Annotated in this window: 16 protein-coding genes and 2 pseudogenes; 7 read left to right on the top strand and 11 right to left on the bottom strand. The window is 64.0% G+C overall.

The window, feature by feature from the left end; translation table 11 throughout:
- Positions 1-550: 550 nt before the first annotated feature.
- The 4 genes from DyAD56_RS11210 to DyAD56_RS11225 form a co-directional block, all read right to left on the bottom strand.
- The gene (locus DyAD56_RS11210) at positions 551-2092 is read right to left on the bottom strand and encodes a response regulator (protein WP_233202384.1); all 1542 of its coding nucleotides are present in this window, start codon (positions 2090-2092) and stop codon (positions 551-553) included.
- A gap of 80 nt (positions 2093-2172) precedes the next feature.
- Positions 2173-2619: a response regulator gene (locus DyAD56_RS11215; protein ID WP_102302856.1), complete on the bottom strand. Its 447-nt coding sequence runs from the start codon at positions 2617-2619 to the stop codon at positions 2173-2175.
- Entirely contained in the window at positions 2616-4412 is a 1797-nt protein-coding gene (locus DyAD56_RS11220; protein WP_102302857.1) for an ATP-binding protein, read from the bottom strand. Before DyAD56_RS11220 ends, DyAD56_RS11215 begins: the two co-directional genes overlap by 4 nt.
- An 86-nt stretch (positions 4413-4498) precedes the next feature.
- Positions 4499-6901, bottom strand: coding sequence for a GH92 family glycosyl hydrolase (locus DyAD56_RS11225; RefSeq protein WP_102302858.1), 2403 nt, complete (start codon positions 6899-6901; stop codon positions 4499-4501).
- A gap of 157 nt (positions 6902-7058) precedes the next feature.
- Between DyAD56_RS11225 and DyAD56_RS11230 the strand changes: the two genes are divergently transcribed.
- The 5 genes and pseudogenes from DyAD56_RS11230 to DyAD56_RS11245 all read left to right on the top strand — a co-directional run bounded on the left by DyAD56_RS11230 (position 7059) and on the right by DyAD56_RS11245 (position 12030).
- A complete protein-coding gene (locus DyAD56_RS11230; RefSeq protein ID WP_102302859.1) occupies positions 7059-8108 on the top strand; it encodes a LacI family DNA-binding transcriptional regulator in 1050 nt (349 codons plus the stop codon).
- Between the two features lie 93 nt (positions 8109-8201).
- Positions 8202-8663, top strand: a pseudogene (locus DyAD56_RS24285) (MFS transporter); the annotation flags it as partial.
- Positions 8664-8747: 84 nt separating this feature from the next.
- Complete coding sequence (gene gluP, locus DyAD56_RS24290) at positions 8748-9827, top strand: glucose/galactose MFS transporter (RefSeq protein ID WP_343125305.1); 1080 nt, start codon at positions 8748-8750, stop codon at positions 9825-9827.
- An 18-nt stretch (positions 9828-9845) separates the two neighbouring features.
- Positions 9846-10822 (top strand): annotated as a pseudogene (locus tag DyAD56_RS11240) (carbohydrate kinase).
- Positions 10819-12030, top strand: a complete 1212-nt coding sequence (locus tag DyAD56_RS11245) for an AGE family epimerase/isomerase (RefSeq protein ID WP_102302861.1) — start codon at positions 10819-10821, stop codon at positions 12028-12030. The pseudogene DyAD56_RS11240 and the gene DyAD56_RS11245 overlap by 4 nt, the downstream one beginning before the upstream one ends.
- Before the next feature lie 54 nt (positions 12031-12084).
- Here DyAD56_RS11245 and DyAD56_RS11250 read toward each other — a convergent pair whose 3' ends face one another.
- Positions 12085-12711 (bottom strand): hypothetical protein, encoded by a 627-nt coding sequence (locus DyAD56_RS11250; RefSeq protein ID WP_102302862.1) that lies wholly within the window; start codon positions 12709-12711, stop codon positions 12085-12087.
- A gap of 271 nt (positions 12712-12982) precedes the next feature.
- Between DyAD56_RS11250 and DyAD56_RS11255 the strand changes: the two genes are divergently transcribed.
- Both DyAD56_RS11255 and DyAD56_RS11260 read left to right on the top strand, forming a co-directional pair.
- Entirely contained in the window at positions 12983-13795 is an 813-nt protein-coding gene (locus DyAD56_RS11255; RefSeq protein ID WP_102302863.1) for an SDR family oxidoreductase, read from the top strand.
- Between the two features lie 126 nt (positions 13796-13921).
- Positions 13922-14335 carry a DoxX family protein gene (locus tag DyAD56_RS11260; protein WP_102302864.1) on the top strand — a complete coding sequence of 138 codons (414 nt, stop codon included), beginning with the start codon at positions 13922-13924 and terminating at the stop codon, positions 14333-14335.
- A gap of 119 nt (positions 14336-14454) precedes the next feature.
- Here the strand turns inward: DyAD56_RS11260 and DyAD56_RS11265 are convergent, their stop codons facing one another.
- From DyAD56_RS11265 to DyAD56_RS11290, 6 genes are all read right to left on the bottom strand, one after another.
- On the bottom strand, positions 14455-16923 hold the full coding sequence (locus DyAD56_RS11265) for a tetratricopeptide repeat protein (protein ID WP_158241316.1): 2469 nt from the start codon (positions 16921-16923) through the stop codon (positions 14455-14457).
- 124 nt (positions 16924-17047) lie between these two features.
- Positions 17048-18382 carry a BatD family protein gene (locus DyAD56_RS11270; protein WP_158241317.1) on the bottom strand — a complete coding sequence of 445 codons (1335 nt, stop codon included), beginning with the start codon at positions 18380-18382 and terminating at the stop codon, positions 17048-17050.
- Positions 18379-20004 carry a VWA domain-containing protein gene (locus DyAD56_RS11275; protein WP_102302867.1) on the bottom strand — a complete coding sequence of 542 codons (1626 nt, stop codon included), beginning with the start codon at positions 20002-20004 and terminating at the stop codon, positions 18379-18381. The genes DyAD56_RS11270 and DyAD56_RS11275 overlap by 4 nt, the downstream gene beginning before the upstream one ends.
- A gap of 3 nt (positions 20005-20007) precedes the next feature.
- Positions 20008-21030 (bottom strand): VWA domain-containing protein, encoded by a 1023-nt coding sequence (locus DyAD56_RS11280; protein WP_102302868.1) that lies wholly within the window; start codon positions 21028-21030, stop codon positions 20008-20010.
- Positions 21017-21520, bottom strand: coding sequence for a DUF4381 domain-containing protein (locus tag DyAD56_RS11285; RefSeq protein WP_102302869.1), 504 nt, complete (start codon positions 21518-21520; stop codon positions 21017-21019). Before DyAD56_RS11285 ends, DyAD56_RS11280 begins: the two co-directional genes overlap by 14 nt.
- Before the next feature lie 4 nt (positions 21521-21524).
- Entirely contained in the window at positions 21525-22475 is a 951-nt protein-coding gene (locus DyAD56_RS11290) for a DUF58 domain-containing protein (protein ID WP_102302870.1), read from the bottom strand.
- Positions 22476-22481: the final 6 nt, after the last annotated feature.

Genomic DNA, 22481 nt, shown 5'->3' on the forward strand with positions numbered 1-22481 from the left:
ACGCGATGTGCAGCTCCGCTGCACGAGCCTTCGGCTCGGCGCTTTTGACCTTCGGGCCCCCTGTGCGGCGGTGAGGGGTGGACGAGAAGGCCCGCAGGGGGATCGGCAAGGATGCCGATCCCTTTTCGCCAGGGCAGGAGCCCCGTCGAAAAGCCCGGCCGCCCCTCACGAACTGGCCGGCTTCACCGGCCAGCGCCAAGTGGGGGTGCCCTTTCTTTGGGTTACTTTTCTTTACTCCGGGCATCCTGCCCTCCGCCCTTCGGGCCGGCTTCGCCGTTCGCACGCGCTCCTGCGCGTGCGTGGGCATGCAAAGAAAAGTGACTCGGCCTCCGGTAGGAGGACGAAACGCCCGCCGCGTAGGCGAGCCAGGTCGCGACCACGCGAAAATCAAACGCAAATCCACTGGATCCCAGCCTTCGCAGGGATGACGGCAAAGATGAAGCGTCGAGGCGAGCACCCGCCCCTCACCCCAACCCTCTCCCCGCAGGGAGAGGGAGCAACACCGTCGACAACCCGGCATTGCACCAACAACGCACCGCAACAGCTCCCCTTACACCGGCCCCAGCGACCCCAACCCTGAAGCACTCTCCTCCAGCGCCTCCCTCACCGTCCTCAACAACCTCACCGTCGAGATCGGCTTATCCACCAGATACAAATGCTCCATCACCGGCAACTCATCCATATCTGGCGGCGCATCCGGCCGCGCCAGCAAAATCACCGCGCCGCGATAACCGTGATCGAACAGCGCTGACAACGTGCGCACGCCGGTAAACAGATTCATGTCCGAGTCGAGCACCACGAGGTCGGGCACGCCCTGTGCCTCCAGCCATTGCAGTGCCGCTGTACCACTCTGGCTCGCGTGGGCCTGGTAACCCCAGGAATCGAGTGTGTCGACCAACAGCGATAGCTGGCCGGCCTCTTCCACCACCACCAGCACGCGTTCGGCTTCGCCCTGGAGATTGACGGTATCCAGTTCCCCGGCCACCTCCACGGCTTGCCGCGTCAACGGGATATGCATGTGGAAGCGCGTGCCCACTCCCGGCCGACTATCCACTCGCATCACACCGCCATGCGCGGTGATGAGGCGTTTGCACGACACGAGACCTAGGCCAGTGCCGCTTTCCTTGGTGGTGTAGAACGGCTCGAACAGGTGCAGCAAGGCCGACTCGTCCATGCCGGTGCCGGTATCGCTGACGGTCAGGCATAGGTAATTGCCTTCGCGTGCTTCCTCATCTGGCTGGAAGAAACTCTCCGGCAACGACGCCAGCGATGCCGAGATACGTAGCTCACCACCCTCGGGCATGGCCTGGATGGCATTGAGGCTCAAGTTGAGCAGGCATTGCTGCAGTTCGGTGTGATTGCCGTCGAAGGTGAGCTCTGGGTCGTAGGCATTCAGCTCCAGCGTCACGTTGCGAGGCACGCTGCCTTGCAGCAGTAAACCGAGCGCATCGAGCAGCGCACCCACGCGCACCTGCTCGGCACGCCGTGCACCGCGTGCAAACGAAAGCATGGACTGCACCATGTCCAGGCCGCGCTTGCCGCAATCGCGCACGAGGTGGCCCAAACGCGCGAGGCGCGGGTCGTCTTGATAGTCCTGCAAACTATCGCCAGCCAGCAGCAGTGGCTGCAGCAGGTTACGCAAATCGTGGCTGAGGCCACCGGCCAGCATGGCCAGGCTCTCGAAGCGTTGCGCGCGGATCAGCTCGGTTTCCGCGCGGCGGCGCAAGCGTTGCGCCTCGGCCTCACGCATGGCTCGCCGCACGGCAGACGCCAGGCGCGCGGGATTTTGCTTGAGGATGTAGTCGGTCGCACCATTGCGCAGTGCTTCGATAGCTGCCTCTTCACCCAGCGTCGCGGAGACGAAGATAAAGGGCAGGTCCGTGTCGCGCTCGCGCAGGATGTCCAGCGCGCGCTGGCCGGAGAAGCCCGGCATGCTCAGGTCCGATAGCACGATATCCGGCTGGAATTCTTCCAACGCGGAAAGGTAATCGCGCTCAGCGTCCACCAGCCGCACGTCGTAGTCGATGTGATCGGCGTCCAGCTCGGACAACACCAACTCGGCATCAAGCTGGCTGTCCTCGATCTGCAACACCCGGATTCGGGGTAACGCCCACTGCTGCCTTTCCACGTTCAGCCACCCCGTTGTGGTGCTTGCCGTCCCGTTCGCTGTTCTCAGCCGTGGTCCGGTGCCTGGTTGAGCACGGCCCAGAACTGCCCCACGGTTCGCACCGCTTCAAAAAACTGATCCACGTCGACCGGCTTGATTACATACGCGTTCGCACCGATGTCCCAGCTGCGCGCGAGATCGCTTTCTTCCCGCGACGAGGAGAGGATCACCACCGGCACCCGGCGAAAGCGCTCGTCCGCCCGTAGCTGCGTCAACACTTCGATGCCACTCATGCGCGGCATCTTGATATCCAGCAGCACCACAGCGGGGTCGACGGGTTCGCGACCTGCCCACTCGCCACGGCAGTAAAGGTAGTCCAGGCAATCCACACCGTCTTCGACGTGTACCACGGGATTGGCCAGATGGGCACCCGCCAGCGCATCCAGCGCCATTTCAGCGTCGGCAAGGCTGTCCTCGACGAGCAGAATCGTGCGGAAGTCTCGATGTTTCATGGGCGCCTCTGCGAAAAGCTTTCTGCGAGGTCCGAAGACGGCAGGCTGAAATGGAAACGCGCTCCTTGCCCCGGTTGAGCATCCGCCCAGACGCGTCCGCCGTGTCGCGTCACGATGCGACGCACGTTGGCCAGTCCGATGCCGTTGCCCGGAAACTCCGAGGCACGATGCAGTCGCTGGAACACACCGAACAGTTTACCCGCGTACTGCATATCAAAGCCGGCGCCATTGTCGCTCACCACAAATTCGTAACTACCATCGCGGTGGCGCTGCACGTCCACGTCGATGCGCGCCACCTCGCACTTACCCGTGTATTTCACCGCGTTGCCAAGCAGGTTCTGCCACACGGTGCGCAGCATGTTTTCGTCGCCGATGACGATGGGCAACGGTGCGATGGACCACACGATGTGGCGCCCATGGGCATCGGTTTCGGCTAGCGCACGCGCCTCATCCGCCAGCGATTGCATGTCTACCGGCTGCAGGCGCAGCGCGCCGCGACCCAGTCGCGAGAACACCAGCAGGTCCTCGATCAACAGCGCCATGCGCTTGGCAGCGTCGTTGATCACTTCGATGTAGTGGCGCGAGCGCTCGTCCGCGTTGTCGCCCAGGTGCTGCTGCAGCTTGCCGGCAAAGCCGCTGATATGGCGCAACGGCGCACGCAAGTCGTGCGACACCGAATAGCTGAAGGCTTCCAGCTCGCGGTTCACATCCGACACCTGTTCGATCTTGCCTTCGAGCTGACGGTTCAGTTCCTTCACCTGTTGCTCGACCAGTGCACGCGCGGTGACGTCGCTGAGGGTGAGCAGCAGCACTGGATCGCCGCCGCTGTCCTGCTCCAGGCGGCGTGCATTGATCACCACGTGGCGGTCCACGCCGTCCACGGTGCGCTGGATCAGTTCGTAGTCCCACAGCTCGCGATCCAGCAGCAGCACGTCGTTGAGCCGTTGCAGCAATGCGCTGTCCTTCCAGGCGCCGTCGCCGATCTCGGTGAGCGGCAGCGATTGGCGGAAATCCGGCGGCAGGCCGTAGAGTTCGCCGAACGCCGCATTCACCAGCAACGTGCCGAGACTGGCATCGAGCAGAGCGATCGGTTCGCGCACCGCCTGCACGATGAGCTGCGAGCGCTGCACCGCCTGTCCCTCGCGCACCTCGGCGCGCAGGCGGCGGCTGATCTGGCGCTCGGACACCACCACGACGATGGCCAACAGCAGCACCTGCGCAATGGCGGTGATGGTCAGGGCCAGCTCGCTGTTGAACGATTCACGGCTGGCCGCGTCGCGGCGGTTGATCAGGTTGCCGTCCTCGTTGTGCACGATCTCGTCGATCAGATCGTCCATCCGGAATAGCGTGCCGGAGTCCCGCATGGCATCGGCGGCGCCAACCTCGTCGCCGTGGTCGTGCCGCATGACGGCCTGCCCGCTGAGTGCGAGCCGCCCGCTGACCACGGAACTGAGTGAGCCGATCAACGCCTGCTGATCCGGGCTATCGCGGGTCATCTCGCGCAATTGCTGCATCAACCCAGGAGTTTCGTGCGCGGCCCGCTCCGCCCGCTTGCGCACTTGCGTATCCTGGTCGCCATGGATGAGGCGGTAGATTGCCGCTTCGCTGTCCCGGGTGACATAGGCGATCCGGTAGGTGAGCGATTTCACCTCACTGGAATGCGTCACACGCTCGTTGGCCAGAATCGCCTGGCTGGCGCCGGAGCGCGTGACTACGTACGGCAACGCAACGATCACCAGCACGGCGGCGAGCAAGCCGCCCAGGCGCCAGCGCAAGGCAATGCGGTCCTTCATCGAGGGCCGTTGTGTCGACGCCAGTTTCCAGGATGAGCGCAACATGTCCTGCATGGTTGCAGAATCACCCTGGCGTTTACCACCACTTACCTGGACGATTTGCTACCACTTTCCCCGGAAGTAGCCGCGACCTTGGTCGTAGAGGTGCTCATCGATGACGGCCTGGCATCCGCGCCCTGCCCCCACGCCCGGTTCGGCTCGGCCTGCATGGTGAAGTGCAGCTCGCCGCCGGCGACGATCTCGCCATGCCGGAGGAAGACGCGATTCAGCGGTTTGCCGTTGAGGGTCACCGAGCCCACGTACGGATGCGCGTCATCCAGCGGCTCGGCCGTCACGGTGAACGTCTTGCCGCCGGGCAGATGCAAGGTCGCCCGTGACACGAACGGTCGGCCGAAGGCGTACTCGTCGCTGGCTGGCGTTACCGGATAGAAACCCAGCGCGGTGAAGATGTACCACGCCGACATCTGGCCGAGGTCATCATTGCCAGCCAGGCCATCCGGGCGCGTGGCGTACTGGCTGTCCATGATCTGCTTGAGGCGCTTCTGCGTCTGCCACGGCGCGCCGGCATAGTCATAGAGATACGCCAGATGGTGACTGGGCTCGTTGCCGTGCGCGTACCAGCCGATCAGGCCGGTGATGTCTTCCACGTTGGCGAAGTGCGACTTGTCGACCTTGGCGTCGAACACGCTGTCCAGCTTGGTGACGAAGGTTTGGTCGCCGCCCATCGCCTTGACCAGCGCGGCGACGTCCTGCGGCACGTACCAGGAGTACTGCCACGCGTTGCCTTCGGTGTAGTCGCTACCGTAGCCGGCGACATCCGGATTGAACGGTTCGCGGAAGCTGCCGTCGGTCTTGCGCGCACGCATGAAGCCGGTCTTGGGGTCGTACGCGTTGCGCCAGTTGCCGGCGCGCTTGTCGAAGGTGGCGGCGATGTCCTTGCGGCCCATGGCCTTCGCCATCTGGGCAAGCGACCAGTCATCGTAGGCGTACTCGAGCGTCTTGGACGCGGCCTCCGGCTCCTTATCGATCGGCACGTAACCGAGCTTCATGTAATCGCCAAGGTCACCGTACGGCGCATAGGTCGCGCTGGCGACCATCGCCTTCAGCGCCGCATCCGCGTCGAAACCACGTACACCCTTGACGTAGGCATCGGCGATCACCGGCACGGCGTGGTAGCCGATCATGCACCACGTCTCCATGCCCTGATACGCCCACACCGGCAGGATGCCGAACGGGCTGGCTTCGCGCGAGGCGATCAGCGAGCGGATGAAGTCGGTGCTGCGCTGGGGCATCAGAAGTGCCATCAGCGGTTGCTGGGCGCGATAGACATCCCATAGCGACCAGGTGGAGTGGAATTCGAACTTGCCGTTCTTGTCGACCGCCTCGTGCACCGCGCCATCCGGCCCGCGGAACTGGCCGTTGACGTCCATGCTCAGCGTCGGCGACAGCAGCGCGTGATAGAGCGAGGTGTAGAAGCCTACGCGCTGATCCTTGCTGCCTTCCACGTCGATGGAAGCCAACGCTTTGTCCCAATCCGCGCGTGCTTCGGCGCGGCGTGCATCGAAGTCCCAGCCCTTGCCTTCGGCATCGAGGTTGGCGATGGCGTTGGCCTCGCTCACTGAGGAAATCGCCACCTTCACGCCCAGCGGCTGCTTGAGGTTACCGAAGTCGAACACGCCTTCCAGGGCGCGGCCGCTCTGGCCGTCATGGTCCTCCGGCTGGTTGCCCGGGCCCTTGAAGCCCTTGTAGACCACGTCGGTTTCGCGGTTGTAGAGCGTGCGCGAGGTCATCGGCTGCGAGAAGCGCATGGCGAAGCAAAGCTCGCGCCCGGGCGCCCAGCCACGCGTGGTGCGGCAACCGGTGACGGTGCCGTCCTCCTGCACCCGCAGGCTGGACCACAGCACCTTGCCGGGGTAGTCGTAGATGCTTGGGCGCAGATCCAGCAACAGGTGCGCCGGCTTGCCGGCCGGGAACGTATAGCGGTGCCAGCCGATGCGGCGTCCGGACGTAAGTTCGGCGCGCACGCCGTAGTCGCCCAGGGTCACGGCGTAATAGCCCGCTTGGGCCACTTCGGTGTCATGGCTGAAGCGCGAGCGGTAGCCGCTGCCGGGCTTGGCCGGGTCACCCGGCTCAAGACGGACGTCGCCTGCGATCGGCATGACCAGCACATCGCCCATGTCCGAATGGCCGGAGCCGGAGAAATGCGTATGGGAGAAGCCCAGCAGGCTGCTGTCGCCGTACTGGTAGCCGGCGGCGTACTTGTAGGCGTGCTTGAAGTCCGGCATGGCCGTGTCGGGCGACAGCTGGATCATGCCGAAGGGGACCGTGGCGCCGGGGAAGGTGTGGCCGTCGCCGCCCGTGCCAATACGGGGGTCGACGTCAGCGGAATGCCCCTCGGCAGCCCATGCGGAGGCCGGCGCGGCCAGGGCAAAGCTCACTGCGACGGCCAGTAATCCGGGCAGGCAGGCGCGGAAAGAGGAGCAACGCATAGAATTCCCCAAAGTAGTAGATTTGAATCGTTCTAATTTCGCCTGACGCTAACATCCATGCAGGCATCGTTGCATGCTGCGTCGCGCCATCGAAAACGGTTCCGTTCCATGGCGGAGGCAGCTACCTTTAGATCGTTCCAATTAACCTAGGCCTGCGATGGAAAGCCAGACCCCGGTCGGTAGAAAGATCACTCTCAACGACATCGCAGCCGGCTGCGGCGTGTCTCGCGCCACGGTTTCACTGGTGCTGCGAGGCAGTCCCCTGGTCAACAAGATTACCCGGGCCAGGGTAGAGGAAGAACTGCGCAAGCAGGGCTACGTCTACAACCGGGCCGCAGCCAACCTACGGCGGCGTACGTCCTCCAGCGTGGCGTTGGTCATCAACGAACTGGCCAACCCGTTCTTCGCCGAATTCGCCGCTGGCGTCGACGAGACGCTGGGCGCGGCCGGTTTCGTCACCCTGCTGGGCAGTACCGGCGATTCCGCGGAGCGGGAGCATGCCGTGCTCGGCTCGCTGATCGAGCACGGACCCGGCGGCATCATCCTGTCCCCCGCGGAAGACAGCGAGGCGCGCAAGGTGCTGGCCGCGGTCGGCACGCATACGCCGGTGGTTCTGTTCAACCGCGAACTCGGCGGCGAGCTGCCGGAGTACGCGCACTGGGACCGCCTGATGCTCGACAACGAGCGCGGCGCACGCCAGGCCACTGAGCATCTGATTGCCCAGGGTCACCGGCACATCGCCTTTTTCGGCGGGCATGACCACGCCAGCTCCACCCGCCAGCGCCATGCCGGCTACCGCCAGGCCATGCAGGCTGCCGGCCTGTCGGTCGAGGCACACTGGCGTGTGCAAAGCACGCCCACGCGCACGGACGCCGCGCGCGCCGCCGGGGACTTGTTTCAGGGAGCGGGCAAGGTGCCCACCGCCGCCGTCTGCTACAACGACGCGGTCGCACTGGGCCTCATGCTCGGCCTGCACCAGCACGGGCGACAAGCCGGCCGCGATTTCGCCGTCACCGGCTTCGACGACATCGCCGAAGCGTCCATGAGCATGCCCACGCTGACCACACTGTCCACGGCGCCCCGCGCACGGGGACGGCAAGCGGCCGACATGCTCCTCGCCCGTCTGCGGGATCCGCAGGCGCCTTCGGGCACCATCGTCGCGCCAGTTGAACTGGTCGTGCGCGAAAGCAGCTGCCCTCTTTCCTGACCTTTCGGATTACGCATGGCCTTTGCAGCTCCACCCATCCAGTCGGCGACTGCGTCGCCGGCCTCAGGCAAGACGCGCTATACCGATTACCCGATGGCCATGGCGGTAACCACCACGATCTTCTTCATGTGGGGTTTCCTGACCGTCCTCAACGACATCCTGATCCCTCACCTGAAGACCGTTTTCGAGTTGAACTACGCGCAGGCGATGCTCGTGCAGTTCACCTTCTTCGGTGCGTACTTCTTGATGTCACTGCCCGCGGGCCGGCTAGTCGCGTTGTTGGGCTACAAGAAAGGCATCGTGGCCGGGTTGGCCATCGCGGCGGTAGGCGCTTTTGGTTTCTGGCCAGCCGCGTTGCTGCATTCGTATGGCGCTTTTCTCGCCGCACTGTTCGTGCTCGCCACGGGCATCACCGTGCTGCAGGTGGCCGCCAACGCCTACGTGGCGCTACTGGGCCCTGAGCGCACCAGCTCAAGCCGACTCACCTTGGCGCAGGCGATGAACTCGCTGGGCACCACCATTGGCCCGAAGTTTGGTGGCCTGCTGATTCTCTCCGCGGCGGCCGTGGTCATCCCGCCGGCCATACGCAACGCGCCGGAAACCGCGCAACTGGTGCAGACCCTCAACAACGCGCCGGCGGTGCAGACCATCGACGCGATTCGCCAGGCGCCGCCCGAGCGGCTCGTGGCCGCATTGAACGATGCATCGGCCACAGCGCTCGATCGCCTGCCGATCCAGGACGTGGCCGCCAGCTTCGTCCAACTGCCCGCCGGACCGATGGCGCAGGTGTTGGATAGCCTTTCTGGCGCGCCCCTACTCGCCACGCTGTCTGCACTGTCGCCACAGCAATTGGCGGCACTGCCCTCGGCAACGCTCACCACCGCCCTGGACAAGCTCGCGTCCTCGCGACTGGATACGCATGACGCCGCGCAACTGACCAGCGTGCGCGCAAGCCTCTCGCCAGAAACCCAGCAACAGCTCACCGACTACCGCCAGAAACAGGCACAGTTGGTGCAGAAGCCCTATCTCGGCCTGGGCGTTGCACTGATCGTCCTTGCCGTTGGCGTGTGGTTGTTCCGCCTGCCGCCGCTGACCGAATCCACCGAGCAGGCCGACTCCTCGCACCACACGCTGATGGATGCCCTGCGGCATAGCCACGTGTTGTTCGGCGTGCTCGCGATCTTCTTCTACGTGGGTGCGGAAGTTTCCATCGGCAGCTTCCTGGTGAACTACCTGTCGCTGCCGGAAATCGGCCACATGAGCGAACAGACCGCCGCAGACCACGTGGTGTACTACTGGGGTGGCGCGATGGTGGGACGTCTAGCCGGTTCGGCGCTGCTCGTCTACATCAACCCCCGTAAGCTGTTGGCCGCCTTTGCCGCCGTCGCGGGCCTGCTGGTGCTTACCACCATGCTCACGCAGGGCAACGTGGCGATGGTCAGCGTGATCGCCATTGGCCTGTTCAACTCCATCATGTTCCCGACCATCTTCGCGCTGGGCATTGAGCGCATGGGCCCCCTGACCGGCAAGGCATCGAGCCTGCTGATCATGGCCATCGTCGGCGGCGCTCTACTGCCGCTGGCGCAAGGCGTGTTGGCCGACCACATGGGCATCCAACACGCTTTCATTCTGCCGCTGCTCTGCTACGGCTACATCGTTTTCTACGGACTGCGCGGTTCGCTCGTTCGCGACCCCGTCACGCCCGCATCCCACCATTAAGTTGAGTCGCAAACGCTGATGTCACGCACCATCCTCTGCTTCGGTGAAGCCCTGATCGATTTCCATAGCGAAGGCGGCGATGAAGCCGGCTTTCCACGCAGTTTCGTTCCCTACGCCGGCGCGCGCCCGCGAACGTCGCCGTCGCCGTCGCGCGTTTCGGTGGCGATGCCGCGTTCGCCGGCATGCTTGGCAAGGACATGTTCGGCGATTTCCTGCTGGACAGCCTGCACCGCGCCGGGGTGAACACGAACGGCGTTGCCCGCACTGATGAAGCGAACACCGCGCTGGCCTTCGTGTCGCTGGACGCGAGTGGCGAACGCAGCTTCAGCTTCTATCGCCCGCCGTCGGCCGACCTGCTGTTCCGCCCGATACATTTCCATGCGGAAAGTTTCGACGGCACCGCGGTGTTCCACGTCTGCTCCAACAGCATGACCGACCCCGCGCTGGCCGAAACCACCCGCGAGGGCATGCGTCGCGCGCACGCCGCCGGTGCGCTGGTCAGCTTCGACCTCAACCTACGCCCGGCCCTGTGGCCGCGCGATGTGGAACCGCGCCCGCTGATCTGGCCGGCGTTGCAACTGGCCGACGTGGTGAAGCTAAGCGCCGAAGAGTTCGCGTGGCTGGCCGTCGATGGTGAAGAGGCCGCACTGCAGAAGCTGTGGGAGGGACGCACGCGCTTGGTCATCATCACCGACGGTGCAAACCCGCTGCGCTGGTTCCATCCAGACGTGGAAGGCGAGCTGCCGGTGTACACCGTGCCCGCCGTGGATACGACCGCCGCCGGCGACGCTTTCGTGGGTGGCCTGCTGTACCAGCTCGCCACGCTCGCCCATACCGACGACCGCATCGACCACCTCATCACCGAACTGCCCCGCTTGCATGCAGCCCTGCGCTTTGCATCGGCTTGCGGCGCACTCACCGTGACGCGCCAGGGTTCGTTCTCGGCCATTCCCGACGAGGCCGAAGTGCTGAGCTTCATGGAGACCTACGCATGACCACGACGCCTGATTTCCGCAGCGAGGCGTTCCTGCGCGAACACATCGCGCAGACCATGGCCTTTTATCATCCGCACGCGATCGATCCGGCCGGCGGCTTCTTCCACTACTACAAGGACGACGGCACGATCTACGATCGTAGCCATCGCCACCTGGTAAGCAGCACGCGCTTCGTCTTCAACTATGCGATGGCGCACATGGAATTCGGCAACCCCGAATACCTCGATGCCGTGCATCACGGTCTGCGCTACCTGCGCGACGTGCACCGCAATCCGGCCACCGGCGGCTATGCCTGGACCATCCGTGATGGCAAGCCCGAGGACACCATGTACCACGCGTATGGCGTGGCCTTTGTGCTGCTTGCCTACTCCACCGCCCTGAAGGCCGGCGTGCGCGAAGCCAGTGCGTGGATGGACGAAACCTGGAACCTGCTGGAACTGCGCTACTGGGATGCCGAGGCCGGCTTGTATCGCGACGAGGCCAACGACCAGTGGCAGTTCACCGATTACCGCGGCCAAAACGCCAACATGCACATGTGCGAGGCGATGCTCGCCGCATACCAGGCCAGCGACGAGCCGCGCTACCTGGAACGTGCCCTGCAACTGGCCGACCACATGACGCGCCGGCAAGCCGCCAAGGCCGACGGCCTGGTGTGGGAACACTACGACGTGAACTGGAATGTCGACTGGAAGTACAACCTCGACAATCCCAAGCACCTGTTCCGCCCGTGGGGCTTCCAGCCCGGCCACCAGACCGAATGGGCCAAGCTGTTGCTGATCATGGAGCCGCTGCTGCTTGAACGCGGCCGTGAAGAGAACTGGCTGGTGCCGACCGCCAAGCACCTGTTCGATACCGCGCTTGCGCGCTCGTGGGACAGCGAATTTGGCGGCATGGCCTACGGCTTCGCCCCCGACGGCACGGTGTGCGACGACGACAAGTATTTCTGGGTGCAGGCCGAGTCATTGGCCGCCGCCGCCCTGCTGCATGCCCGTACCGGGCTGCCCGAGTACGACGCGTGGTACGGCAAGTTGTGGGCGTATTCGTGGGAACACTTCGTCGATCACAAGTACGGTGCGTGGTTCCGCATCCTCACGCGCGACAACGGTAAGGTCGACGACGAGAAGAGCCCTGCCGGCAAAACCGACTACCACACCATGGGCGCATGCTACGAAGTGATGGCCTTGATCCGGGACGGCGGCGTTCCGTAAAAGGCGATTACACCGTTGAAAGAAAAGGGCCGCATCGCGGCCCTTTTCTTTAGCTTACTTTGATGCGCCCGCCTTGGCCTTCGGCGTCACCGTCACTGCCAACGCCTCGACATACGTTGCGACCACCATGTCGCCCACCTTCAAGCTGCTCATCGCTGCTTGACGATCAGGATCCTTCACTTCGATGGTGCGCTCGTTGCCATCCGGTCCCTTCAGGGTCACCGTGTGGTTTTTCAGGTCGATCGCCGTAAGCTTGCTCGTCACCGTGACGGCCTGTCCTTCCTTGACGCCAGGCGCACTGCCCTGCGGGGCAGTCGCCTGACCGGCCTCATACGTTACATCCCGCTTGGCGCTACCGGCTGGCATGATCTGTACGGCGACGGCCGACTGATAGTGCGCGGTCACGTGGTCGCCAGCTTTCAACTGGTCGAAGTTCTTCACTTCGGGGCCCGCCTGGATGGTGACTTCATTACCCTTGGGACCCTTCAACGTAACGAAGCGTTCCGCCTGGTCCACGTGCACCACGGTTGCGGTGATCATCTTGTCCTCGCGGGCTAACTCATGCACGGTCGAGTTAACGGGGGCCTCCGTGGTGGCCTGCTGTGCCCACGCGAACATCGGCGCCGAGAGGGCGATCGCCGCACCGAGCAGGCAACGGGTGGAACGCTGGAACTTCTTCATGATGGTTTCTCCTTTGAGTATCGTTCGCCCGATGCCGGGTTCTATGCGGGAGGGCAGGCACCACGCCAGGCCAGCGCGATGGGGCATCCCTCACTCGACCATGTTCGACCAGTAGGCCGCGCGCCACGAGCGAAAAACCACGCAAAGACGCTACGTAGTTCTACCGGGAAGACACCCTTCCCCCGGAGAGGTGACAGGGTGTGCGGTCAGGCGCAAGCTTGAGCGGGCCACGCTTCCCTCAAGCGACTTCCCCTCTTTCGGAGACATCTGCATGGCCGTTGTGGAGCAACCCGATACCGTCATGATCACCGGCGCTTCCGCCGGCATCGGCGCGGCTTACGCCGACCGTTTCGCGCAGCGCGGCCATCCGGTGGTGCTGGTAGCCCGCAACCAACAACAACTCGAAGCGCTGGCCCAACGACTTTCCCGTGAATATCACGTGAAAGCAGAGGTGCTTCCAGCAGATCTGACATCGCCAGCCGAACGCCAACGGGTGGAAGAGCGCCTGCGCACCGACCACACCATCGGCACCCTGGTGAACAACGCTGGCGTAGAGGCTGGGCCAGCCCTGGCCCAGGCGTCGCCGGACGCGGTGGCAGCGATGATCGAACTCAACGTCACCGCACCATCACGGCTGGTCGCCGCACTGTTGCCCCGCCTTGTCGCGCGCGGCAGGGGCAGCATCATCAACGTCGCTTCGATACTGGCGCTGGCGCCGGAGCTTTCCGTCGGTGCCTATGCCGCCAGCAAGAGCTACGTGCTGACCTACACCCTTACCTTGCATGAGGAAGTTGGCCGCCACGGCATTCGCGTGCAATGCGTGTTGCCGGGCGTCACGCGCACGGCGACCTGGAATGTCGCTGGCGGACTGGAGTCGTTTCCGCCGCGCATGATCATGGAGGTGAACGAACTGGTGGATGCGGCGTTGGCCGGCTATGACCAGGGCGAGGTGGTCACCATTCCCTCCCTGGTCGACAGCGTGGAATGGAAGCGCTTCGAAGAGGCGCGTCGCCGCATGCTGCCCGAACTCTCGCGTAGCGTGGCCGCCGACCGCTACAAGAGCGATATCCCCGAGGACGCCTGAACTGTCAAAGCCGGCTGCGCCATCCGTCGCGCGCAGGCATATAGTGTCCATGACCGTGCCGCATGGGCGGCGCGGCGCACGTGGGCATGCCCCACATGCCTTGCGTAGAGTCATGGGAGAACCGCCATGCGATATACGTTACTGGCAGGCAGCAGAGACGGCATGCTGCTACTCGCCCGCCTTCTGCTGATGATCCTTTTCGTCATCTTCGGCTGGAGCAAGCTCATCGGCTTTTCGGACACGGTTGCCTATATGGGCTCCGTCGGCGTCCCGATGCCGGCGGTGACAGCGGCCATCGCGGTGATCATGGAGTTCTTCGTCGGCATTGCCATCGCCGTAGGTTTCTACACGCGTCCGCTGGCAATCGTGCTCGGGCTCTACACCATTGCGGCGGCGGTGATCGGTCACCAGTTCTGGAACCTGGTCGATCCCGAGCGCATCGGCGCCATGATCAATTTCTACAAGAACATGAGTATCGCTGGCGGGCTGCTATTGCTATGCATTGCCGGCCCGGGCAAATACTCGCTCGACCGACGTTGACCCCGCCGTGTGCTTCCCTGACGCGATATACCCTCGCGTCAGGGCTGGCCACGTGTGTGCTGCAACGCTTGCCCTGCAACGTCCATCTTGGTGGCGCTGCCCGGCCGGCCTGAAGACCTTCAATGGAAGGCCGGCATGTTGTCGCCCCCGAGGCTTTGCAGCAGTTCGTGCGCGTCGCGGGAACGCGGCGCCACCGCCACCAGCCGCTCGGCGTATTCGCGTGCCTTGTCCTTGTTGCCGGCGTCACGCTCCGCCCCGGCCACGGCGAAAAGCAACGAAGGATCGTACGGCGACGTACGCAGGCTTTCCTCCCACAGCTTGCGCGCTTGCTCGCCCTGCCCCGCCGAATCAAGCGCTACGCCGTACACATAGGCAAAGCGCGCGTTGGAGGGCTCGGCACGATGCGCACGCTCCAGCCAGATCAGTGCCTCCTTCGGCTGCTTCTGTCGAATCAGCGCAAGCCCCTTGGCATGCAGCAGGTTGGCGTTTCCCGGCACTACCTTCAGCCCTTCGTCGACGATCTTTTCGGCATCCTCTTCTCGCCCCGTGGCGCGATACATGTCAGACAGATTCACATAGGCCGGTACGAAATCCGGCTGCAGCTTCAACGCCTGCCGGAAGGCCTGTTCCGCCGCCGCGGTGTCGCCGCGCTCGACATAGACCAAGCCCAGGTCAAAATGCGATTCCGGGCGATCGGCAATGGCCTCCTGTGCCTGTCGATACGTAGCGAACGCCCGGTCACGTGCCGTGCGCTGGTTCGCGTCGAGTTGCGCATCGGGCACACCGGCCAGCGCACGCCCGGCTTTGACGCGTACATCCAGCACCGGGTCATCAGCCAACGATGCCGCCAGTGGTCCACGTACGTCGGTTGGGAACGCCAGCAGCGCATCCAGCGCAGCCGCGCGCATAAGCGCATCAGCATCACCCAGCGCCGTCTGGATGGCGGGCAACGCATCGGGACTGGCGTAGTGGCGAAGTTCGTCGACCGCCGTAGCGCGTGCGATGGTCGGCGAGCTGGCATCACCTGCCAACGTGGTCAGAAGTGATGCCGCCCCCGGCTTGCCGCGGCGCGCGGCATCGAGTGCTTCAACGAAATGCTGATAGCCCTTGCGTTCGGGACCGTGTGCTTTCGCAATCGCATCTGCCGCCCACTGGGCACCTTTGTCGGCGTGGCAGTTCGCACAGGCGTTGGGCACACCGTACTGCACCGTGAGGTCAGGGCGCGGAACACGGATGGAGTGATCCGGCCGTGCATTGATGACCATGTAGTTTTTCGATGGCATATGGCACGCCACGCACTGCGACCCCGCACCGCCCTCCTTGTGCATATGGTGAGCTGCCGTGTCGTAGACGGCGGGCGTGTGGCAGCTCTCGCATAGCGCATTGCCCTGGGCCCGTGTTTTACCTGTATGCGGATCGTGGCAATCGCTGCAGGTCACACCCTTGGCGTACATGCGGCTCTGCAGGAACGAGGCATACACGTAAACCTCATCAAGCTGTTGACCATCCGCGTGATAGCGCCCTTCGGTGAGCAGCACCGGATCGTGCGTATCCATCAACCGACCGGTGGGTGCCGTGTCCTTGGCGATGATGCTGCGGCGCGAATGGCAAACTGCGCAGGTTTCCACTTCGCGATGCGAGGCCAGCGTCGTGCTGCGCACCGGGTTGCCGGTCGTTGGGTTGGGAATCCAGTGCATGTCCTTGCGTTCGTCCAACGCAATGGCTAAACCCATCGACGGATCGGCGCGCTTCTTCTCGTCGGTGGCTTTCGACCACTCAAGATGGCGCGAGCCCGGGCCATGACATGCCTCGCAAGCCACGTTGATCTCACTCCAGCTCGTTTTGAAGGTGTTGCTGGCCAGGTCGTAGTTGCGTTGCACGTTCGTGGAGTGGCAGTCGGCGCACATGTAGTTCCAGTTCTGGTTCAAGCGCGTCCAGTGCAGGGTGTCGTGCACGTCGATACGTTCGCCGGGATAGAGATTGAACCAGTGCTGGCCACCTTCGGCAGCGGGACGCGCATCCCATGCCGCGCGCAAGGTCTGCAACCGGCCGTCGGGAAAGGCAACCAGATACTGCTGGAGTGGATAAACACCAAAGGTGTACTTCACTTCGAACTCGCCAGGCTTGCCATCCGGCCCATCGGTCTTGACGAAATACGCATGGTCGCGCTTGAAGAAGCTTGCGACGGAGCCGTCCTGCTTCAGCGCGCCGTCGAAATGACCCGCGACAGTCTTGTCCTCGGCCACCTGCATGGCCAATGCATGATGGGATGATTGCCACGCCTGAGTTTCCTTGGCGTGGCATGCAGCGCATGTCTGCGCGCCCACGTAGTGCGATGGTGGCAAGGCGGCGGTTGGCTGCGCGGAAGACGAGGTGACCGTGGCTACCGGCGTGGTCGCCACACCCGGCGCAGGTACGCGCGACCACCAGATACCGAGCAGGACAAGCACCAGCACGGCCACACCCAGCGGCAACCACCACACATGCCGTCGCTGAGCCACGGATGCCGGCGCTGCGGCAGCGGGCGCTGATGGCGCAGCCGCTGCCTTACCTGAGCGCTTGCCATGGCTCTTCCTGGAACGCCCCATCCTGCTCTCTCCGATACCTACGGTATGAATGTCGTGCATCCCTTCCTGGGATGCTGTTTTCCACCGTCGCGCGCGGGCATGGTAGCCGGCGCGCGCGATGAAGCCGTGAATGCGATGCTGTCGATCAAGACGTCGGGTTTAGTGGCGGCAATGCGGGCCGGCGCTGCCACCATCGCTGCCTGCGTTTCCAATGCCGCCGTCCCGACGCGAGCCCATCGATGAGACCCGGGGCCGACCATGTCGAAGCGCTCTGCCCGTAAAGCGCATCCTGCAATGCATTCCAATGCGCTTGCAGGGATGCATCGCCGTAACGAGCGGCCCAGGCCGTCACACTGGTCGGCCCACCATCATCCGCAGCGCGCCGAACCCATGCGTCGACGGCTCCGGCCAGCGCCACGGCCGAGGTCACGTGGCGCTGTCGGGAAACAGCGCGGAACGCTGCGGCCTCTGAATGTCGGCGTCGATATCGCCATGCCTTCCATTGAGCCCAGCGAGCTTGCAACGCATCACGGAACCGCCAGCCAAACCATGCCAAGACGGCCAGCAAGAGGACACCAAGACCCTCATCACTCGACAACCACCCGATCAGCCTGGGCATGAAGCCGCCTTTCGGCAGGGCAAAACGCGGCTTGTCGGTGCCTCCCCACCATGCGTGGAAATGGACCGCTGGGGCTATGGTTTCGCGCCATTCGCGCGTATGGCTGTCCATCCAGCGCACCGTCACCGGCGGTAACGTGTAACGGCCACGATGGTCGATGACGTAACTGGCGGTATCCACGCGACTGCCACCGACAAAACCGCCGTGATTATCGACAGCATCTCGCGTGACCGGCGATGCGGCATACAGGGTGAGACCATTCACCGGCGCGAAAGCGGTGGGAGGCAACATCATCGCGGGAGCGCCCTCCGCGGATATCTCCACGCGCCGCGTCACCGTGTCGCCCACGTGAAGACTTCCGTCCTGCGGCGTTACCGTCTGCGTGACCTTCACCGAGCCCGCGATCAACGCTTCCGTCACGCCCGCCGGCAAAACCAGCGCGCGTACCTGCAATGCGAGCGGCTGGGTCTGTACTGCGACTGGGGTGCGCTGCGCACCGATATGGGCGGTGATCTCGAACGAAGGAATTTCCATCGCCCCAGACATCAACGGGGTGATGAGATAGGTGCGCGATACACCGGACCAGGTCTGCCCGTCGATCGTCTCCACCAGATGCCCGGGGGTTTCGTCCGAAAGCGACAAGTAGGCGCCGTCTATGTGCAACTCGGGTAATACCGGCGCGTCGGTAAAGAAATCGGGGGTGAGCAGGTCCACCACGATGCGCGTGGTCTCGCCCTGCATCAGCGAGCCAGACGGCTCCTGATGCACACGCACCTGGATGGGTGGCGTCGGTGGAGGCAACGCATCGGCATGAGCGATGGCCACGACCAGCCACAACAGGCAGCACCACCAGACCCTCATGGCGATGGCCCCGACGCGCTTGTCGCGGGTGCCGGCACTCGGGCCGCCGGCGGTCCGTTCTCGATGCTGAACTTGGTGCGCAGGAAGTCCGCGGGCGACACGCTCAGGTTGCGCATCCATACGTCCGCGGGCAACGCGATGGGGCGCTTGCCCATGGTTTCTTCCTTCTCATCGCCCTTCTTGCCCTCTTTGTCTTCCTTGATCTTGTCGGGCGTGTTGTCCTCGTCCTTGGTCTCCGGTGGCACCTCCGCGCGCTGTTTCATCAGCGTGTCCATCAACCGTAGATTGGCTTCGGCTTCGGGAAAGGGAAAACGCAGGCGCAACGCGTCGTTGTAGGCATCCTTGGCCTCCTGATATTCGAACTGGTGCGCGTAGCTGTTGCCGGACATGAACTTCGCGTCCGATCCGGGCAACGTCTCGAAGATCTTCTGTGCTTCGTCCCAGCGTCCATGCTGATAGAGCGCCCACGCCTTCCAATAAGCGCTTTGAAAATGCTCAGCCGCACTGCCGAAATCCCGGTGCTCGTAGTACCAGCGCCCCTGTTGGTCGGGGGTGAAGAACCAATCGGCCACGTGCCAGTCGGCGGCCGTGGCGGGTGATGGCAAAGCACTCAGCCCGACGAACCCCAGTATGAACACCCAACGCACCATCCAGCCGCGCCGGAACCAGAACAAAGCGATCAGCACCAGGGGATAGCAAAGGTAGTAGCCGTACTCTTTCCAGTGCACGGACGATTTATCGTTGACGATCTGCAGGTGATGCACCGCCTCGCGTTGCACCCACTGCATGTCGTCATTGCTCGAGGTGATGCTGGCCAATGGAATATGTGCCTGCGATGCGAGCCGTTGCAGCGCTTTGTCATCAAGCTTTGCTACCACGGGCGCGCCGTCTTCCCCCGTCTGTTCACCGCCATTCGCCGTGCGCAGCGGGCCGCCTCTGGTCGTACCCACCGCAAGCATCAGCACCTGCTGCCGCGAATGCTGGTGGTGCGCCACGAAGGCGGGGATCTGCGCGTCGTCAAATCCGCTGGTGAAGAACACGATGGTGCCGGGGTCGTGCTCGGCGTCGAGCAAGCGGTCGGCCAGTGCCAGCGCAGCGCCGGCATTGCTCCCCTTGCCCGGCAGCAGGTCGGTGCTCAGTGCCGAAAGGAACATCTCCATCAGCGCGGCATCGTCTGTGGGCGGCAACACCATGTGCGCGGTGTTGGTGTACACGATGAGGCCGGTGCGGCCGCCCACGCGCAGCGCCATCAGGTCGCGCACCTTCTGCTTGGCGCGCTCCAGCCGTGTCGGCGACACATCCATGGCATTCATGGTGGGCGACAGATCCATGGCCACCATCATCGGCGCGCGATCCTCGGCGAACGGCGGCGATTCCAGCTCCCACGTTGGCCCGGCACAGGCAATGCTTCCGATGATCAGAACGGCGCAAACCAGATGGATGGGACGCGCGCGCCAATGCTCGCTGTCACCCACCACCAGATGCGCCAGCAGATGCGGCGCAATCATGCCTTTCCATCGCTGGAGCGGGTCATTTCGCCGCTGCCACCACCACAGCAACAGTGGGCCCAGCGGCAACAGCAGAAGCCATAGCGGGCGGATGAAATGGAAGCCCTGGTCCATCGTTTAGCCCTCCGATGGCCTGGATGCGAGCGACGCCGTGGCGCGCTTTCGCGCGAACGGCGCGAAGAGGCCAAGCATCAGCAGGTGATAGAAAATCATCAGCAGCAGGGCCGCACCCAACGGCAGGTAATACAGCTTGACCTTGGGCCGGTAAACCGAGTGCTTCACCTTACTGGGCGTCATGCGATCGAGCAGCGCATAGATATCGGCCAGCTGTTCGCGATTCTCGCCGCGAAAACTGCGCCCACCCGTCGCCGACGCGATGCGCTTGAGCGCATCCAGATCCACGCGATTCTCGCCCTTGGCGTTCGGATCGCCGATACCGATGGTATGGATAACGATATGGTTGGCCTTGGCGATTCCCGCGGCTGTCTCTGCGGGAATCCGACCGGCGGTATCGTTGCCATCGGTCAGCAGAATCAACACGCGCTCGCGTTGCTGCGAATGCGCGGTCATCTTCACCGCCACACCGATGGCGTCACCGATGGCGGTCTGCTCGCCGGCCATACCTACGCGCAGTTCATCCAACAGTTCGCGTACGGCCACGTGGTCCAGTGTCAGCGGAGCCTGTGGAAAGGCATTGGTACCGAACACGATTAGACCGATGCGATCGGTGTTACGACGCCGGACGAAATCGTCCACGACGCCTTTCACCGCATCAAGCCTGGAAATGCGCTGCCCCTGAGTATCCAGGAAATCCGGCGTCGCCATGGATCCCGACAGGTCGATCGCCAGCAGCAGGTCTCGCGCCGCCTCGGTTCGTTCGACCGGTGGCTCCAACCGCTGAGGGCCGGCAAGTGCAAGCACGACCCATGCCCAACACAGCGGCGCCAGGAGGCGGCGCAGCCAGTTCCCACGTAGCACCACTGCACCACGGGCCGGCTGCTGCCCTGTCGCTTTGGCCAGTTCTTCGAAAAACGGTACGCGAACCGCCTCGGTACGCTCGCCATAGGGCGGCATCAGCCACCACACCAGCAAAGGCAGCGGCAACAAGGTCAGCAGCCAGGGATACTCAAGCTGCAACATGGCTATCGATCCACTGATGCAGCAACGCCATGAGTGAAGCCAGGTCGTCGTTGCCGATGACACCTTGCCCGTATGCCAGCGTGTCCAGTTGCCGGCCGGGCCCCTGCACAAAGCCGCCGGAGGGATACGTACGATCCAGGTAGCGTAGCCATGCCTCGCCACTCATCGGCCCCACCTCCCGACGTGACGCCCAGGCAAGCACGGTTCGCTTCACCAGCGCAGGAATAGCCATCAGCGCTTCCGCGCGTGTGGCGGGATCGACGATGGCGCGCTCGATGGCCGCCAACTCCGCCTGTGCCTCGCGGCGGTAGCGATTGCGCCACCACCTGCGCCACCACAGGAAGGCATACACAAGAACACCTAGCAACACGAGCCCACCCAGCACCCACCAGCCTGCGGTCTGCGGCATCCAGGAAACCGGGGGCGGGGCGGGAATGTCCTTGAGATCGGCGATGGATGCCATCTTGATGGGGTCGACAAACACATACATGCGGCTAACCCCGCATCTGCGCAAAGTGACCGAGCAGGCGCGCCATCTGCAACAGCGTAGGCTGCTCGGTATCGATCGCCAGCGTGGGCACGCCGCAGCGCTGCACCAGCTCCACCGTCTGTTGCAGACGCTGCTCGAACATGGCGCTGAGCGGCTCGCGGATGGTCTTGCGACCGAAATCCAGCTCCACCTGCAACTCGCCTTCGGTCACGACAATCTTGCCGCTATCGGGCACGGCGCGCGCCGAAGGATCGAACACGAGTGCGGCGATGACGTCGTTGTGCGTGGCCAACTCGCGGATGAGCTGCAGGGTTTCTTCATCCGCCCCGAGGAAGTCGCTCACGATGAAGACCAGGTAATCGTGGGTCGCCAAATGGAGCGCAGCACGCAACGCACCGTTCAATTGTGCCGGGTTGATGCGCGTGGAGCTGTCGGCGCGAAGCGCCTGGTTGCTGCGCGCGAGTGCACCCAATACGGCCTGGAGACTCGAACGGCTGCGTCGCGCGCGCAGGCTGTGGATCTCGCTGTCGTCAAACACCACGGCGCCGGCGCGGTCCCCCGCCTGAAATGCCATCCAGGCACCCAGTGCGGCCACTTCCGCCGCTACCACCGATTTCATCGCGCGACGCGTGCCATAGAACATCGACATGCGTTGATCCACCACGAACAGCGCGGGCCGGTCGCGCTCCTCCGTATACGACCGCACCATCGCATGCCCGACACGCAACGACACCTTCCAGTCGAGGTGGCGTACGTCGTCGCCGGGCACGTAGGCGCGAATCTCCTCGAAGTTGAGTCCACGCCCGCGCAGCCGTGAGGCATGTCGCCCTGCCAGCACGCTGTGGTGGGGACGATGCGGTGTGGCGCGCAGGCGGCGCGCGTCGTACTCCATGCGCGCCAGATGCGCGGGAGTGACGTAAACGGTGCCGACGTCGCTGGCCTCTACCGTGGTCATCGATGG

Origin of the sequence: Dyella sp. AD56 (genome assembly GCF_002878475.1) — a bacterium.
Lineage (GTDB): Bacteria > Pseudomonadota > Gammaproteobacteria > Xanthomonadales > Rhodanobacteraceae > Dyella.

Bases quoted from the DNA above. Each gene is read 5' to 3' on its own strand.
- DyAD56_RS11215 (WP_102302856.1), bottom strand. From the start codon at position 2,619: ATGAAACATCGAGACTTCCGCACGATTCTGCTCGTCGAGGACAGCCTT.
- DyAD56_RS11220 (WP_102302857.1), bottom strand. From the start codon at position 4,412: ATGAAGGACCGCATTGCCTTGCGCTGGCGCCTGGGCGGCTTGCTCGCC.
- DyAD56_RS11225 (WP_102302858.1), bottom strand. From the start codon at position 6,901: ATGCGTTGCTCCTCTTTCCGCGCCTGCCTGCCCGGATTACTGGCCGTC.
- DyAD56_RS11230 (WP_102302859.1), top strand. From the start codon at position 7,059: ATGGAAAGCCAGACCCCGGTCGGTAGAAAGATCACTCTCAACGACATC.
- DyAD56_RS11245 (WP_102302861.1), top strand. From the start codon at position 10,819: ATGACCACGACGCCTGATTTCCGCAGCGAGGCGTTCCTGCGCGAACAC.
- DyAD56_RS11250 (WP_102302862.1), bottom strand. From the start codon at position 12,711: ATGAAGAAGTTCCAGCGTTCCACCCGTTGCCTGCTCGGTGCGGCGATC.
- DyAD56_RS11255 (WP_102302863.1), top strand. From the start codon at position 12,983: ATGGCCGTTGTGGAGCAACCCGATACCGTCATGATCACCGGCGCTTCC.
- DyAD56_RS11260 (WP_102302864.1), top strand. From the start codon at position 13,922: ATGCGATATACGTTACTGGCAGGCAGCAGAGACGGCATGCTGCTACTC.
- DyAD56_RS11265 (WP_158241316.1), bottom strand. From the start codon at position 16,923: ATGGGGCGTTCCAGGAAGAGCCATGGCAAGCGCTCAGGTAAGGCAGCG.
- DyAD56_RS11270 (WP_158241317.1), bottom strand. From the start codon at position 18,382: ATGAGGGTCTGGTGGTGCTGCCTGTTGTGGCTGGTCGTGGCCATCGCT.
- DyAD56_RS11275 (WP_102302867.1), bottom strand. From the start codon at position 20,004: ATGGACCAGGGCTTCCATTTCATCCGCCCGCTATGGCTTCTGCTGTTG.
- DyAD56_RS11280 (WP_102302868.1), bottom strand. From the start codon at position 21,030: ATGTTGCAGCTTGAGTATCCCTGGCTGCTGACCTTGTTGCCGCTGCCT.
- DyAD56_RS11285 (WP_102302869.1), bottom strand. From the start codon at position 21,520: ATGTATGTGTTTGTCGACCCCATCAAGATGGCATCCATCGCCGATCTC.
- DyAD56_RS11290 (WP_102302870.1), bottom strand. From the start codon at position 22,475: ATGACCACGGTAGAGGCCAGCGACGTCGGCACCGTTTACGTCACTCCC.